We start from the raw sequence: 326 nt of genomic DNA, 5'->3' as shown, positions 1-326 counted from the left end.
TACGCATTTCCGCCCCGACCGGTTTTGGCTCTGTCCGGCTTGCACCGTCGCTTGCGGCCTTTGCCGCGCAACACCCCGAGGTCGACATCGACCTTCGGCTTTCAGATCAAAGGGTTTCGATCATCGAAGAGGGGCTGGACCTTGCTGTGCGGATCGGCCCCATGCGCGACAGCTCGCTCAAGGTGCGACAACTGGGGCCGATGCCCCTGATCGTGAGCGCGGCGCCAGCCTATCTGGCGCGTGCGGGAACACCGGCGCATCCAAACGCGCTGCCCACGCATGATTGCATTCTGGATGGCAACATGACGGACCCGACAATCTGGAGG

Annotated in this window: 1 protein-coding gene; it reads left to right on the top strand. The window is 63.2% G+C overall.

Going from position 1 to position 326, the window contains the following annotated elements; all coding sequences use genetic code 11:
• The coding region (locus Q4528_RS13110; RefSeq protein ID WP_303521917.1) for a substrate binding domain-containing protein at positions 1-326 on the top strand (326 nt) is incomplete at both ends.

It is taken from the genome of Staphylococcus pasteuri (assembly GCF_030547725.1).
In the GTDB taxonomy this organism is placed as follows: domain Bacteria; phylum Bacillota; class Bacilli; order Staphylococcales; family Staphylococcaceae; genus Staphylococcus; species Staphylococcus pasteuri.
The sequence above is the reverse complement of the archived record's forward strand: the minus strand, read 5'-3'. Positions and strand labels throughout refer to the sequence as shown.